The sequence below is a fragment of the Streptomyces sp. PTL18 genome, from assembly GCF_059510295.1.
Genome location: NZ_JCAJZO010000001.1, coordinates 553,192 through 567,037 on the forward strand (window position 1 = coordinate 553,192; position 13,846 = coordinate 567,037).

A 13,846-nucleotide genomic window follows, 5' to 3' on the forward strand; every position below is an offset into this window, starting at 1 on the left:
GTGCCACGCCTCGCAGCCGCGTCACCTCGCGACTTCCGCCCAGACCACCTTGCCCGTGTCCGTCCACCGCACCCCCCACCGGGTGGTGAGCCTGTACACGATGTGCAGGCCACGACCCCCGTCGTCGAGGAGGCCGCCCCGCCTCAGACGCGGCCTGCCGTTGCCGGTGTCGCCCACCTCGCACAGCAGGCCGTGGCCTGCCCTGATCAGCCGTACCGTGATGGGGCCGGTGGCGAACCGCACCGCGTTCGCGACCAGCTCGCTGACCAGTTGCAGCACGGTGTCCCGGGTGTCGTCCCTGGTGTGCCATTGCCGCAGTAGCGCGGAGACGTGCACGCGGGCACGGGCGGGGGCGTCGTCGCGGGCGGGCAGCCGCCAGGTCGCGGTGTCCCCCTTGCGGTAGCCGATCATCCGCGCGAGCAGCAGGGTCACGTCGTCGCGCTGGCGCCGGGGGGCCAGCGAGGAGGTGACATGCCGTGCGGCCTGCTGCAGGGCGTCCCAGGGGTGCACCCTGGACACGGCGTCCGCCAGCCTGCCGATGCCCTCGTCGATCGACACGGTCGGGTCCTCCACCAGGCCGTCGGTGTAGAGGGCGAGCAGGGAACCCGGGGGTGCGCCGAACGTGTGCACGTCGAACGGCTCCCGCAGCGCGAACTCGGCGCCCAGACCGGGGTGAGGGCGGACCGCGAGCGGGCCCGCGTGCCCGTCCGGGGAGACCAGGACCGGAGGGAGGTGGCCTGCGCTGGACAGCGCCACGTGGTGGCTGACCGGGTCGTAGAGGGCGATGCAGCAGGTCGACCCGAGGGCGCTGTAGCCGGCCGTCAGCCCGGACTCCGCGTCGTCCAGCAGCGTCACGGTCTCGTCCAGGTGCTCCAGTACCTCGTCGGGCGCCAGCCCCGCGGACAGCAGCGCGCGGGCTTCCATACTCAGCTGGCCCATGGTCGCTGCGGCTCCGAGGCCGTGCCCGACGACGTCACCGACCACCAGCGCGGTACGGCCGTCCGCCAGTGGAAAGCTGTTCACCCAGTCGCCGCCGACGCCCGCACTGTCGGGGTTGGCGGGCTGGTAGACACTGGCGATCTCGATGGTGTCGCCGCCGGTCCGGGGCAGCAGCCGGCGCTGCAACGCCAGCACCTGCGTGTGCTCGCGCTGGTGCTGACGGGCCAGGTCGACGTGATGGGCCGTCCTGGCAACCAGTTCCTGCAGGTCGAACAGCTCGCTGTCGCGGAAGGGGCGGTCCGCCCGGCGCCAGACCTCCGCCACGCCCAGCACGACGGGTGGCGGGCCGTCCAGGACCAGCGGTATGCACGCCACACCTGCCGACCGGTCGCCGGGCATCAGGGCCCGCCTCACTCGCGGGTTGTCCAGGACCCGCTCGACCGCCTCCCGGTCGGGTATGACGATGACCTGCGGGGCGTCGTCCCGCAGGACCGCCTGCGCCAGCAGGCGACTGGCGTCACTGGGAAGATCGTCGCCCGGAGTCACATAGCCTTCGGGCCACGCACGGTCGGGAACCAGGGCCGCCCGCCGTAGCCGGATGCGACGCTGCGTCTGCCCGGTGGTGACTCCCTCGCCCGTCCACACGGAGAAGTCGAGGTCGACGGCGGCCACGTCTCCCCAGGCCAGCAGGGACTCCGCCAGCGACTGCGCTGTCTCGCCGATGTCCAGTGAGGTGCCGATCGCGGTCTCGGCGGCGTACAGGTGCAGCCTCCTGGCCATGGCGATCAGGGAGACGGTCAGACCCTCCTGAGGCACTGCGGCGGGCAGGATGCTCATCGAGACCACCATCTGCGACCCGTCGCCGCGCCGCAGGCGCTGGATCCGGGCGACGTGCGCCTCACCGGTCTCCAGGACCTGCCGCAATCGCCGTATGACCGTCGGTACGTCGCCCGGGGGCAGGAGATCGACGAAAGGACTCCCTGGCACGACGTTCAGACCCGCGAATACGGGGGCGTCCAGATTACAGCGGGTGATCCTCAGATCGCTGTCCAGGTTGACCGCGCCGAGAATCTGGTCCTGCCGCTCGACTGCCGCGTCTTCGGAGACACGATGACGGCCGGGGTCGCCCTGCGCGTCGGCGGAACCGGCGGCCGCTGCCGCTCCGCCGCGCGGGATGTAGCGCCCCAAAGCCTTGCTGACCAGGTCGAACGCCGAAGAGGACGAGGGGGAGGGTGTGGAGTCCATGCGGCTCTCTCAGCAATCCCCGGCGCGGCGCCGGGGCCGTAATCGGACCCGTGCGTCAGGGCCCCGAGATCCCTGATCGCACACCTCATTGAATAACATCGGGGGTTGCTTCGCCCACACCGGCGAATCGCGCGGTGAACGCGGACAGCGCCGACGCCCGAGTCGGCTCCCCGCCCCCGGCCGGGCTCGGGAACATGACGCTCGTCGGCTGATCCGGCAGGGTCAAAGGGACATTCGGTGCGGCCGGAATGAGACGCTTCCGCACAATGCGTCAACCGAGGAAGCTCAGCCGCACCTCACGGTTGGCATTGTCCCTGTTCGTGTCCACCAGGCACACCGACTGCCACGTCCCCAGTTCCAGTCGGCCGCCGATGACCGGCAGGGTCGCGTGGGGCGGGACCAGGGCCGGGAGGACGTGGTCGCGGCCGTGCCCGGGGCTGCCGTGGCGGTGCTGCCAGCGGTCGTCGGCGGGCAGAAGGGTGTGCAGGGCGGCCAGGAGGTCGTCGTCGCTGCCGGCGCCGGTCTCGATGATCGCCACGCCGGCTGTGGCGTGCGGCACGAAGACGTTGAGGAGGCCGTCCCGGCCCGCCGACACGTCATGAAGGAAGGTCTCGCATTCCCGGGTGAGGTCGAAGACCGTCTCCGAGGATCCGGTGGCGATACGCAGGACGTGGGTGCTGAAGACATCGGACATACCTCCATCCTGACCCACCGGCCCAAGCCCACACTCAGCCTTCTCCTCATGGAGCACGCGTCCCCCGCCGCCTTCGCCGCGCCCGCCCCTGTTGCTCGCCCTGCGGCAACTCCTCAGCAGCACCGACACGTTGCCCACCGGCGTCCTCGCGTCCCCCGCAGGATCGCTCAGGTAGCGGGCGACCTCGTCACCGACGGATCCCTGCCCCTGTTCCCGCCCTTCGCCCTGCTGCTCGCCGCCTGCGGCGTGAGCTCCGCGGCCGGGACCTCGGGCCCCGGGCGCCGTTCCTCGCGGGGGAAGGGCGCTCTACCCGGAGGGAAGATCCTCGCCCGGCACGGGGTTGGTGGAAGCGTGAACGACACACGCGAGGTCGAGGTGGTCGTCATAGGCGCCGGGCAGGCCGGCCTGTCCAGCGCCTATCACCTGCGACGCACGGGGTTCGAGCCGGAGCGCGACTTCGTGGTGCTCGACCACTCCCCCTCCCCGGGTGGCGCCTGGCAGTTCCGCTGGCCCTCACTGACCTACGGCAAAGTGCACGGGATGCACGCCCTGCCGGGCATGGAGCTCGCGGACGCGGATCCGGCACGGCCGTCGTCGGAGGTCATCGGCGCGTACTTCGACGCCTACGAGCGCACCTTCGACCTGCGCGTAAGGCGGCCGGTACGGGTACGAGCGGTGCGGGAGGGCGCAGAGCGGCGGCTGCTCGTCGAGACGTCGGCCGGGACCTGGTCGACGCGGGCGCTGATCAACGCCACGGGCACCTGGGAGCGGCCCTTCTGGCCACGCTATCCCGGCCAGGAGGCCTTCCTGGGGCGGCAGCTGCACACGGCCCGGTACGCCGGGCCCGAGGAGTTCGCCGGTCAGCGGGTGGTCGTCGTCGGTGGTGGCGCGTCCGGTACCCAGCATCTGATGGAGATCGCCCCCTACGCCGCCGCGACCACATGGGTGACCCGGCATCCGCCTGTGTTCCGCGAGGGTCCGTTCACGGAGGAGGTGGGACGGGCCGCCGTGGCACTCGTGGAGGAGCGGGTGCGGCAGGGGCTTCCGCCGAGGAGCGTGGTGTCCGTGACCGGGCTGCCGCTCAATGAGGCGGTCCGGCAGGCGATCGCCGATGGTGTGCTGGACCGGCAGCCGATGTTCGACCGGATCGTGCCGGACGGCGTCGAGTGGGACGAGGGGCGCCATGTGGAGGCCGACGTCATCCTGTGGGCGACCGGGTTCCGGGCCGCGATCGACCACCTCGCGCCGCTGCGGCTGCGCGAGCCGGGCGGCGGCATCCGCGTGGAGGGCACACGGGTGGTCTCCGACCCGCGGATCCACCTGGTCGGCTACGGCCCGTCGGCGAGTACGATCGGCGCCAACCGGGCGGGCCGCGCGGCCGTGCGGGACATCAGGCGCCTGCTGGCGGGGGAACCGGTCGCCGCGGCCTGAGGCACACGTCGCCGGCCCCTCAGGCCGTGGTCTCCAGTTGCGCGTCCCGCCGGACCAGGGCCGCATACCGCCCGTCCAACTCCAGCAGCTCTTCGTGCGTGCCCCGTTCGACCGCGTGTCCGGAGTCGAGGACGACGATCTGGTCGGCGCTGCGGATGGTGGACAGCCGGTGCGCGATGGTGAGCGTCGTGCGATTGGCCGACAGTGCGTCGATGGCCTCCTGCACCGCGTGCTCGGTCCGCGTGTCGAGCGCGCTGGTCGCCTCGTCGAGGATGAGAACCGGCGGGTCGCGCAGGATGGTGCGGGCGATGGCGAGCCGCTGTTTCTCACCGCCCGAGAAGCGGTGGCCGCGCTCGCCGACGACCGTGTCGTACCCGTCGGGCAGGGATGTGATGTGGTCGTGGATCTGGGCCGCCCCGGCCGCCGCGTACAAGTCCTCGTCGGTGGCGTCCGGCTTGGCGAAGCGCAGGTTGTCGGCGACTGAGGCGTGGAAGAGGTAGGTCTCCTGGGAGACCACGCCGACCGCGCGGGCGAGCGTGTCGAAGTCCAGGTCGCGCACGTCGACACCGTCGAGCGTGACCCGCCCTTCCGTCACGTCGTAGAGCCGGGGCACCAGATAGCCGAGCGTGGATTTCCCGGAGCCGGTGGGGCCCACCACGGCGAGGCTGCCGCCCGCCGGAACGGCGATGTCGATGTCCTTCAGGACCGGACCGCTCTTGTCGTCGTAGTGGAATTCGACGCTCTCGAAACGGATCTCGCCCTTGACCTGGTCGAGGTGGACCGGCTCGTCCGGCTCGGTGATGTCGATGGGCAGGTCGAGGTACTCGAAGATGCGCTGGAAGAGTGCCAGGGAGGTCTGGATCTGGACACCGGTGGACAGCAGGCTGACCGTCGGCCGGAACAGGCCCTGTTGGAGCGAGACGAACGCGACAAGGGTGCCTATCGAGATGGAGGCGCCGCCGAGTTGGAGCGCCAGCCCCGCGGTCCAGTAGATGACGGCGGGCATCGCGGCCATGACGATGGTGATGACGGCCATGCGCCAGCGCCCCGCCATGTTCGACTTCACCTCGAGGTCCACCAGGCTCTCCGACTCGCGCTCGAAGGACCGGGTGAGCGAGTCGGCGCGGCCCATCGTGCGGCCGAGCAGGATGCCGCTGACGGAGAGCGACTCGGTGACCGTCGCGGCCATCGCGGCCATCTGCTTCTGCCGCTGGGTGGCTATTTTCTTGCGTTCGTTGCCGACGCGTCGGCTGATCCACACGAACAGCGGCAGCAGGAGCAGCGAGACGACGGTGAGACGCCAGTCGAGGGCGACCATGGCGACGATGGTGGCGACCACGCTGGTGAGGTTGGACACCAGGGAGGTAGCGGTGGAGGTGACCGTCGCCTGCATGCCGCCGATGTCGTTGGCGATGCGGGACTGCACCTCGCCCGTGCGGGTGCGGGTGAAGAAGGCCAGCGACATGCGCTGCAGCCGGCCGTAGACCGCGGTGCGCAGATCGTGCATGACACGCTGGCCGACGGTGGTGGAGATCAGGGTCTGCAGCACGCCGAAGACGCTGGTGACGACGGCGCTGAGGAGCATGCCGAGGGCGAGCAGGGTCAGCAGGCCGGTACGACCCTGCGGGATCGCCACGTCCAGGGTCTCCTTCAGCAGGAAGGGCGTGGCGACGGAGACCAGCGACGAGGCGCCGACCAGCAGGCCGACGATCGCGAGCCGGCCGGTGTACGGCTTGAAGAGCTTCAGGATGCGGCGGACCTGCCGTGGCTGCTCGGGTGAGCCGCCCGGCGAAGGTGTCCAGGTGGGTTGGTCGGGGTGCATGGGCTCCTACGGAGATGAGGCGATGGAACGCGTCGGAACGAGCATCGGGATCCTAGCTCATTGTTACCTATACTCACAATGTACAAGGTCCTGATATTGTTCCCCGCATGACGACCCCCGATCCGGACAGCCTGCTCGCCGAGCAGCTGCTGCGGCTCACCCGCCGGGTCCACCGCATCCAGAAGCGCCATCTGGAACGGTGCGACCTGGGCATCACCCCGGCACAGTCCCGGCTGCTGCGCACCCTCGCCCACTTCGGTTCGCCGCCGCGCATGGCCGATATCGCCGAGCGCCTGGAGGTGGTGCCACGGGCGGTGACGACACTGGTCGACGGTCTGGAGGCGAGCGGCAAGGTGCGCCGGGTGCCGGATCCGACCAACCGGAGGGTGATCCGGATAGAGGTGACGGACGAGGGGCGCAAGGCGTTGCGCGCGTTGCGCGGCGCGCGGCGGTCCGCGGCCGAGGAGATCCTCGCCCCCTTGACGGACGAGCAGCGTGAGGTCCTCGGTGATCTGCTCACCACGCTGATCGACGGCGGGGACGTCGTCCCGGCAGCAGAGCGGCATCTCGCGGCCGACCGGGAGGGCCGGTGCTGACATCGTGCGACTGAACCACGGGTGAGGGGGCGGCCCCCGCTCCCTGACAGCCGCGTCCCTCGTCTCAGTCCTCGCCTGCCGGCACCCTGACCGCGTCGGCGTCGAGGTCGACCTGCGGAGCGACGTCGGCTTCCCGCTCCTCGGCATCCGCTGGGAGCGGGATCTCACCGTCCAGCACCTTCTTCGCCCGCTCGGCTTCCCATGCGCCCTCCCAGCGGGACGCCGCGACAACGGCGACGCGGTTGCCCGGCAGACTGGTGACGACGCGTATCGGGTGCATGACGCGGTCCAGGCCCAGCAGCGGGGCGACCGCTCCGGCGGGGACCGCTACCAGGGAGGCGGCGGCCGCGGACAGCGCGAGGAAGGCCGAACCGGGCACGCCCGCCGTTCCCTTGCCGGTGGGCACGAGCACCACCGTGATCTGCCGGCTCGGGCCGAGGTGCACGCCCACCGCCTGGGACCAGATCAGGGCCTTGAGCCCGGTCGTCCACCCGAACGCCTTCGGACCACCGGCCTTGACGATCCCGACGACGACCACTCAGAACGCGAGCGGTGAGATGACGGCCTTGATGCCGACGTCGCATCAGGCACGCCCCGTCCACGAACCGACTCGTCGTCGACCGGAACTCCGCCGACCGACCACGCCGCCTCACTCGGCGTCAGGCAAGTCCTCCGGTTGCTCCCAGGCGTGCAGATGCGCCCTGTCGCCCATCACCACCACGGGCTCCTGGTCCGGATCGAGGGCGCGCAACAGACGCCTCATACCGGATTCGGGCAGAGTGACACAGGCCAACGTGCCGTCTCCGTGATCCACGTGCAGCCAGATACCGCCGCCCTTCTCCTCACCCTCGGGGCGGGTCGGGTCGTGGGGCGGAGTCCCCCTGAGCCGGTTGTAGTCGACGGCGATGACGTAGTCGAAGGCGTTCCGGTGCGACGCGCCCCACTCCTGCGGTACCTCATAGGGCTGTCCCTGGCTGTACGGGAGTCTCGTGCCCGGATCTTCGAGAAGACCTCCGGCGTCGCTGAGCGTGAACACGCCGACCGGAGTGCGCAGATCGCCCAGGTGGTGGTCCGTCGTCCAGCCCGCCTTCCCGTTGTGCCCGCGCCAACGCCCGGACTCCTTCCAGGACGGGCCCTGTTTCTGGTAGAGCGCGATCGTGGAGTCCGGAGAGTCCTCATCGTCGCCGTAGACCACTACGACTTGGTGCGATCCGTCAGGGATCCGCCGGAGCAACCCGTCGCCGACACCCGGAATGCGGCTCGGCCCGGGCTCGGGGGCAGGCGTCCTCCCGGCCCCGTTCCCCGGAGCGCCGCGGAAGGTCCGGCCGACGCCTGCCGGATCGGGGCCTTTCGCCCGGTGGCTTTCGTCGGCCGAACCCCCGCACGCCGACAGGGACATCAGCAGCACGCCGCCGGCCACCGCCATGAGCCACTTGTCGACGGCGACACCGCACACACCACCTCTTCGCATATGTCGTATCGTCACATTACTTTTATGGACTTTCCGTCCAGATATGGTCCATTCGGCCCCGTGCCACGACTGGGCCGGTTCTCGCCGCAGGGGCCAAAAAACCGTTTGCCTTCGAGTGCGTTGCGACGCGAGGCTGTCACGGCTTGTCACGGGCAGATCCGGATCCGCAGACGCTGCCCCGCCTGCCTCACTACTCGTTTCCGCTGACCCGAGCACTGGGACGTCATGCAGATTCACGACCTTCCGTACCCCGACCCGGGTGTGCCGGACGCACGCTCAGGTCCCCGATTCCTCTGGTGGCTCGGCCGGAACCAACTGGGCGGGCAACTGAAATCCCTGGCGTGGGGACTGCTGCACTTCCTGGCCGTCTGCGGGCTGCCGTTCTGCGTCGGTCTCGCCGTCCAGGCCGTCATCGACCGGTCGGGCACACGACTCGCACTGACGGGAGGACTGCTCCTGCTGTGCGGGGCCGGCATCGCACTCGGCGACACCATGCTGCACCGCACCGCGGTCACCAACTGGATCACCGCTGCCGCGCGGGTCCAGCAGCTCCTGGCGCGCAGGACGGCCCTGCTCGGCTCCGCCCTCACCCGTCGGGTGGCGGCCGGTGAGGTCGTGGCGGTCTCCACCGGTGACGTCGAGAAGATCGGCTGGTTCGTGGAGGCCGTCTCCCGGTTCAGCGCGGCCGCGCTCACCGTCGTCGCGGTCTGCGTCGCGCTCGTCGTGTACCAGCCCGCGCTCGGCGTCATCGTGGCGGTGGGCGTGCCGGCGCTGGCGCTCACCGTGCTGCCACTGCTGCCTCAGGCGACCAGGCGCGCCGACGCCCAGCGCGAGAAGGCGGGCCGCGCCACCGAGCTGGCTTCCGACACCGTCGCGGGCCTGAGGGTGCTGCGTGGCATCGGCGGCGAGGAGCTGTTCCTGGAACGCTACCGCCGGGCCTCCCAGGAGGTCCGCGCCGCGGCGGTGCGCAGCGCCCGCATGTGGTCGCTGATCGCGGCGATCCAGGTGCTGATGCCGGGGCTGCTGATGATCGCGCTGGTCTGGCGCGGCGTCCGGCTGGCCCATGACGGGCGCATCGCGGTCGGTGAGCTGGTGACGGTGTACAGCGCCGTCATGCTGCTCACCTATCCGCTGCAGCACTTTCAGGAGATCGCCATGGCGTACTCCTTCTCCCGGCCGTCCGCCCGCCGCGCGGCCCGGGTGCTGTCCCTGGAACGCGCCACGGACGCCGCGGGCTCCCGTGAGGCGAGCCTGCCGGCCGGGGACCTGTACGACCCGCGGACGGGCCTGCTCGCGCCCGCGGGACGGCTCACCGCCGTGGTCTGCGGCGACCCGGACGCGGCGGGCGCGCTGGCCGAACGGCTGGGCGGACACCCCGTCGAGGAGGGCACCTCGGTACTGCTGGGCGGGGTCCCGCTGGACGAGCTGCCGCTCGAGACGGCCCGCGCCGCCGTCCTCGTCCAGGACAAGGATCCGGTGTTGTTGTCCGGCTCGCTGCGTGACCTGCTCGACGTCCCCGCCTCCGGTGAGGTGGGCGCCGAGGAGGCGCTCGCCGCCGCGCAGTGCGGTGATGTGCTGGACGCCCTCCTGGAGGGCACCCCGGGCACCGACGACCCCATGGACGCGCGGATCACCGAGCGCGGCCGCTCGCTGTCCGGCGGCCAGCGCCAGCGGCTCGCGCTGGCCCGGTCGCTCGTCACGGACCCTGAGGTGCTGGTCCTGGACGAACCGACGTCCGCCGTCGACTCGCACACCGAGGCCCGGATCGCCGACGGGATCCGCCGGCTGCGGGCAGGCCGCACGACTGTCGTGTTCACCTCTTCTCCCCTGCTCCTGGACCGGGCGGAGCGAGTGGTGCTGATGCACGAGGGAGAGGTCGTGGCGGTCGGCCCGCACCGCGATCTGGCGCACACCGAACCCCGGTACCGCTCGGTCGTCAGCCGCGAGACCGACGACGAGGCCGCCGCGCGCGGTGACGTCCTGGCCGGACTGCACGAGCTGCAGGACCTGGAACAGATCGAGGAGACCGCATGATCGGCGTGGCACCACCGGCGTACGACCCGGCGGCCCCGACGACGGCGACCACGCTGCCCGTCGGCGCCCCCGCGACCGTACGCGCCTACGTGGCCGAACTGTTCCGCCGGCAACGCCGCCCGTTCCTGCTGCTCATCGCCGTGAACACAGTCGCCGTGGTCGCCTCGATGACCGGCCCCTACCTGCTGGGCGGGCTCGTGGAACGCGTCTCGGACGGCACCCGGGACCTCCGTCTGGGACGCACCGTCGCACTGTTCGTCCTCGCGCTCGTCGTACAGGCCGTTTTCGTACGCCTGGTGCGGTTGCACGGCGCCGTGCTCGGCGAGCGCATGCTGGCCGACCTGCGCGAGGACTTCCTCGTACGGTCGGTGGGGCTGCCGCCGGGCGTCCTGGAGCGGGCCGGGACCGGCGATCTGCTGTCCCGGATCACCACCGACATCGACCGGCTCGCCAACGCGATGCGCGAGGCCGTGCCGCAGCTGGCCATCGGCGTGGTGTGGGCCGTGCTGCTGCTCGGCGGCCTCACCGTCACGGCCCCGCCGCTGGCACCGGCCGTGCTCGTCGCGGTACCGCTGCTGGTGGTCGGCTGCCGCTGGTACTTCAAGCGTGCTCCGAGGGCCTACCGCTCCGAGGCCGCCGGGTACGCCGCCGTGGCCGCGGTCCTCGCCGAGACCGTGGATGCCGGTCGCACCGTCGAGGCCCACCGCCTCGGCGACCGGCGCATCGAGCTGTCGGACCGGCGTGTCAAGGAGTGGACCGCCTGGGAGCGCTACACCCTGTGGCTGCGGTCGGTCCTCTTCCCAATCATCAACATCACGCATGTCACCGTCCTGTCCTCGGTCCTGTTGATCGGCGGCGTGTTCGTCCTGCGGGGCTGGATCGGCATCGGGCAGCTGACGACCGGCGCGCTCATCGCTCAGATGCTCGTCGACCCGGTCGGGCTGATCCTGCGCTGGTACGACGAGCTGCAGGTGGCCCAGGTGTCGCTGGCCCGGCTCGTCGGAGTCCGCGAGATCGAGCCGGACGCGGGCGACGCCTCACTGACGCCCGACGGCCGTGACGTGGCCGCCGAGGAGGTGCGTTTCGGCTACCGCGCGGGCGTCGACGTGCTGCACAAGGTCTCCCTGGAGGTTGCGCCGGGCACCCGACTCGCCCTGGTCGGGCCGTCCGGCGCCGGCAAGTCGACGCTGGGCCGGCTGCTCGCCGGGGTGTACGCGCCCCGGGACGGGCGGATCACCCTCGGGGGTGCGGAACTGTCACGGATGTCCGCCGAGCGGGTGCGCTCGCACGTGGCCCTGGTCAACCAGGAACACCATGTGTTCGTCGGCTCCCTGCGCGACAATCTGCTGCTGGCCCGGACGGACGCCGTAGACGCCGAGCTGTGGGCCGCGCTCGGTGCCGTGGACGCGGACAGCTGGGCGCGTGCCCTCGACGACGGCCTGGACACCGAGGTCGGCTCCGGTGGTCTGGCGCTCACTCCGGCGCAGGCGCAGCAGATCGCGCTGGCCCGGCTGGTGCTCGCCGACCCGCACACCCTGGTCCTGGACGAGGCGACCTCCCTGCTCGACCCCCGCGCGGCCCGCCATCTGGAGCGCTCCCTGGCCCGAGTGCTGGACGGCCGCACGGTCGTCGCCATCGCTCACCGGCTGCACACCGCCCACGACGCCGACGTCATCGCCGTCGTCGAGAACGGGCGGATCAGCGAGCTCGGCAGCCATGAGGAGCTGGTCGGCGCCGACGGGGCATACGCGGCACTGTGGCGCTCCTGGCACGGGTGAGCATGGACAGCCGCCGGGGCGGTCCGGTCGGCGGCGGACCGGATCGGCGGTCCGGGCGGGCAGTCGGCCGCCGGGACGCCACCGTCGCAGGCGCCGCCGATCCGCCGGCTCACAGACGCCTGCGCCGGGTCCGGCCCTGCCCGGCTGCCGTTGCGCGGTGCGGACGGGGGATGGAAGGCTGGAGGTGGCACCGGCCCGGGGGACGTGCCGGAGCCGTCCGGCCCGGGAGGGCGGCCCGCTCCGAGTGGTCCCCCGCCGCCGTCATGCGTGCATGGCGGCAATCGGTTCCGTCCCACCACTTGGAGGTATCTGTGGACAGCACCGAGGGATGGGGCGACGACGTCTACCAGCCCGATGGATCCGAGGTGCAGGACGACGCGGGGCTGCTCGACGCCGAGGACACCCTGGAAAGCGACGGCGTCACCAACCCGCTCGACCGGGGCTGGTCGCCGCCCGACCGGCCGTGGGCGGTGGAGCACGTGGGCGTGACCGCGGCCGAGGGGCATGACGGCGAAACCCTGGACCAGCGGCTGGCCGAGGAGATCCCGGACATCGCGGTCCCGGACGACGACGGCATCGGGGACTGGCCCGACGGTGAAGGGGAACCCCTGGACAACGAGGTCGGCGACGCCCGCTCCGGCCGTCTCGTCGCCCCCGACGAAGGGGTGCACGAGGACGAGGAGAACGGACTGATCGCCACCGACGTCGGCATTGACGGCGCGGCCTCCTCGGCCGAGGAGGCGGCCGTGCACATCGTCGACGAGGACACCCTCCCCGGCTGAGCCCCCGTCGCACGCATCGCCCGCTTCGGGGGGCGCTGTGTCGCAGGACAGGGAGCCGACGGCGACTCCGCCCAGGAGGCTGCCGCACCCGTCGGGGATCCGTCGTCGCCCGTCCGCCTTCAGATGACGTTGAGTGCCGCCGCGCAGCCCACGCCGCCCAGCAGCATGAACGCCGGCATCAGCACCTTCAGCTCGACCCAGCTGCCCGCCCGGAACCGCAGCGGCTTCGGTGTGCCCAGCGGGTACCAGCGCTTGCGGCCCACGGGTATCGGCCACAGGATCGGGCAGCCGGAGACCGTCAGCGCGTCCCCGATGTCGTGCACCAGCGCCCCGAGGACGATCGGCAGACCGAGCCACAGGTAGTGCTGGCCCGGCGCCGTGAACAGCCAGTCGGCACCGTTGCCCGGCTTGTCGAGTATGCCGGCCAGAATCCACGCGCTCGTCGCGGCCAGTAGCCACACCAGCACATCGCTGCTCGAACCGCGCGCCGCTCGCCACAGCAGTCCCTCGATGGCGAGCACCATGTGCGCGAAGAGGATGGCCAGCACCGCCCAGCGGCCGCCCGTGACGGCCGCCACGGAAGCGCCCGCGCCGATCAGCACCGCCCACAGCCAGGTGTGCGTGAGCGTGCGATGCCCACCCGACCGGCGAGGGTCGCCGGCCTTCCTGGTCGCCTTGTAGACGGCGTACGACAGCTTGTCGACAATCTCGCACAGCCAGCGGGAGAGGGGTCCAAAGGCCCGCGAGATGGTGGCCGCCTTGTGATCCAGATCCGGGGCCAGCGCGGCACCCGCGCAGATCAGCGCACCGACGAGAAGGACCGGCCAGGGCATCGGATGACCCGACGCTGCGGCGGCCGCCCCGACCCCGAGCCAGGCCGCGGCCCCCGACAGTGAGTGTGCTGGTCCCATCATGGCCGCATCCCGCCCCATTCCTCGTGTCGCGCTGTCCAGTTGTCCGTGTGCGCTGACGTACTGTCGGCGCCACAGCGTAGCGTTCAAGATCTTCGGGTCGGCAGCCGATTCCCCCATCGGGTGCGAGGGCAGGCAAGATG

The 13,846-nt window shown here is 71.4% G+C and carries 11 protein-coding genes; 5 read left to right on the forward strand and 6 right to left on the reverse strand.

The genetic code is table 11. The annotated features are described in order from the left end of the window. Window positions 1-21 precede the first annotated feature (21 nt). Both AC5WS8_RS02615 and AC5WS8_RS02620 read right to left on the reverse strand, forming a co-directional pair. On the reverse strand, window positions 22-2,184 hold the full coding sequence (locus AC5WS8_RS02615) for an ATP-binding SpoIIE family protein phosphatase (protein ID WP_496101586.1): 2,163 nt from the start codon (window positions 2,182-2,184) through the stop codon (window positions 22-24). A gap of 271 nt (window positions 2,185-2,455) precedes the next feature. Beyond that, the gene (locus AC5WS8_RS02620) at window positions 2,456-2,878 is read right to left on the reverse strand and encodes a secondary thiamine-phosphate synthase enzyme YjbQ (protein WP_496101587.1); all 423 of its coding nucleotides are present in this window, start codon (window positions 2,876-2,878) and stop codon (window positions 2,456-2,458) included. Window positions 2,879-3,229: 351 nt separating this feature from the next. Between AC5WS8_RS02620 and AC5WS8_RS02625 the strand changes: the two genes are divergently transcribed. Continuing rightward, window positions 3,230-4,309, forward strand: coding sequence for an NAD(P)-binding domain-containing protein (locus AC5WS8_RS02625; RefSeq protein WP_496101588.1), 1,080 nt, complete (start codon window positions 3,230-3,232; stop codon window positions 4,307-4,309). A 19-nt stretch (window positions 4,310-4,328) separates the two neighbouring features. Here AC5WS8_RS02625 and AC5WS8_RS02630 read toward each other — a convergent pair whose 3' ends face one another. Next, window positions 4,329-6,131 (reverse strand): ABC transporter ATP-binding protein, encoded by a 1,803-nt coding sequence (locus AC5WS8_RS02630; RefSeq protein WP_496101589.1) that lies wholly within the window; start codon window positions 6,129-6,131, stop codon window positions 4,329-4,331. 107 nt (window positions 6,132-6,238) lie between these two features. Here AC5WS8_RS02630 and AC5WS8_RS02635 point away from each other — a divergent pair, with 107 nt between their 5' ends. Then, window positions 6,239-6,727, forward strand: coding sequence for a MarR family winged helix-turn-helix transcriptional regulator (locus AC5WS8_RS02635; protein ID WP_496101590.1), 489 nt, complete (start codon window positions 6,239-6,241; stop codon window positions 6,725-6,727). A gap of 64 nt (window positions 6,728-6,791) precedes the next feature. On the opposite strand, the gene AC5WS8_RS02640 is transcribed toward AC5WS8_RS02635, so the two are convergent. Both AC5WS8_RS02640 and AC5WS8_RS02645 read right to left on the reverse strand, forming a co-directional pair. After that, a complete protein-coding gene (locus AC5WS8_RS02640; protein WP_496101591.1) occupies window positions 6,792-7,265 on the reverse strand; it encodes a cation:dicarboxylate symporter family transporter in 474 nt (157 codons plus the stop codon). Between the two features lie 111 nt (window positions 7,266-7,376). Next, the gene (locus AC5WS8_RS02645) at window positions 7,377-8,198 is read right to left on the reverse strand and encodes a hypothetical protein (protein WP_496101592.1); all 822 of its coding nucleotides are present in this window, start codon (window positions 8,196-8,198) and stop codon (window positions 7,377-7,379) included. A gap of 225 nt (window positions 8,199-8,423) precedes the next feature. Here AC5WS8_RS02645 and AC5WS8_RS02650 point away from each other — a divergent pair, with 225 nt between their 5' ends. The 3 genes from AC5WS8_RS02650 (at window position 8,424) to AC5WS8_RS02660 (ending at window position 12,792) form a co-directional block, all read left to right on the forward strand. Then, window positions 8,424-10,232, forward strand: coding sequence for an ABC transporter transmembrane domain-containing protein (locus tag AC5WS8_RS02650; RefSeq protein ID WP_496101593.1), 1,809 nt, complete (start codon window positions 8,424-8,426; stop codon window positions 10,230-10,232). Beyond that, window positions 10,229-12,010, forward strand: a complete 1,782-nt coding sequence (locus AC5WS8_RS02655) for an ABC transporter ATP-binding protein (protein WP_496101594.1) — start codon at window positions 10,229-10,231, stop codon at window positions 12,008-12,010. The genes AC5WS8_RS02650 and AC5WS8_RS02655 overlap by 4 nt, the downstream gene beginning before the upstream one ends. A 311-nt stretch (window positions 12,011-12,321) precedes the next feature. Continuing rightward, window positions 12,322-12,792, forward strand: coding sequence for a DUF5709 domain-containing protein (locus tag AC5WS8_RS02660; RefSeq protein WP_496101595.1), 471 nt, complete (start codon window positions 12,322-12,324; stop codon window positions 12,790-12,792). Between the two features lie 119 nt (window positions 12,793-12,911). On the opposite strand, the gene AC5WS8_RS02665 is transcribed toward AC5WS8_RS02660, so the two are convergent. Continuing rightward, on the reverse strand, window positions 12,912-13,706 hold the full coding sequence (locus tag AC5WS8_RS02665; RefSeq protein WP_496101596.1) for a metal-dependent hydrolase: 795 nt from the start codon (window positions 13,704-13,706) through the stop codon (window positions 12,912-12,914). Window positions 13,707-13,846: the final 140 nt, after the last annotated feature.

Coding starts and splice junctions, on each gene's coding strand:
- AC5WS8_RS02645 (WP_496101592.1), bottom strand. CDS start 8,198: ATGCGAAGAGGTGGTGTGTGCGGTGTCGCCGTCGACAAGTGGCTCATG.
- AC5WS8_RS02620 (WP_496101587.1), bottom strand. CDS start 2,878: ATGTCCGATGTCTTCAGCACCCACGTCCTGCGTATCGCCACCGGATCC.
- AC5WS8_RS02630 (WP_496101589.1), bottom strand. CDS start 6,131: ATGCACCCCGACCAACCCACCTGGACACCTTCGCCGGGCGGCTCACCC.
- AC5WS8_RS02635 (WP_496101590.1), top strand. CDS start 6,239: ATGACGACCCCCGATCCGGACAGCCTGCTCGCCGAGCAGCTGCTGCGG.
- AC5WS8_RS02655 (WP_496101594.1), top strand. CDS start 10,229: ATGATCGGCGTGGCACCACCGGCGTACGACCCGGCGGCCCCGACGACG.
- AC5WS8_RS02650 (WP_496101593.1), top strand. CDS start 8,424: ATGCAGATTCACGACCTTCCGTACCCCGACCCGGGTGTGCCGGACGCA.
- AC5WS8_RS02615 (WP_496101586.1), bottom strand. CDS start 2,184: ATGGACTCCACACCCTCCCCCTCGTCCTCTTCGGCGTTCGACCTGGTC.
- AC5WS8_RS02665 (WP_496101596.1), bottom strand. CDS start 13,706: ATGATGGGACCAGCACACTCACTGTCGGGGGCCGCGGCCTGGCTCGGG.